The organism is Citrobacter sp. TBCS-14 (assembly GCF_005280805.1).
GTDB lineage: Bacteria > Pseudomonadota > Gammaproteobacteria > Enterobacterales > Enterobacteriaceae > Citrobacter > Citrobacter gillenii.
In genome coordinates, this window is sequence record NZ_SZWM01000607.1 from 1 (window position 1) to 402 (window position 402).

Annotated in this window: 1 protein-coding gene; it reads right to left on the reverse strand. The window is 35.6% G+C overall.

The features are described 5' to 3' along the window. Positions 1-402 (reverse strand): hypothetical protein (locus FDX22_RS20225; protein ID WP_222592539.1); only part of this gene is annotated, 402 nt, incomplete at both ends.

The following is a 402-nucleotide window of genomic DNA, read 5'->3' on the forward strand; positions in this document are numbered from 1 at the left end:
GACATTTGAAGTCGTTTAACACGTTCAGCAAGTGATTGCAATTTATAAACCATTACAGGTTCAAGAGTATCAATAGTGAGAGCTGCAGCCTGTTCTACTTTTTGTTGTCCGTCTTTGTGGAGATTTGCTTCATTAGCTGAATCAAATGAGCGTGATACGAGCAAAGCGCCGACATTTGTAACACGGAATACTTTGAACACTGGGTTAGTATTTAACAAAACTGTGTTGATTGAATCAACCAATTTACGTGGAAGCTCAAAAGTTTTATCTGTGATAGTTACACCATTTTCAGCAAGTTTTGCGCTCCAAGCGTTTTTAATTTCTGATTTTCCAGAGTTCTTTTTCAATACATCAAAAAATTCTGTTACAGCGTTTTGTGATTCAATAAAGTTTGTCATTTTA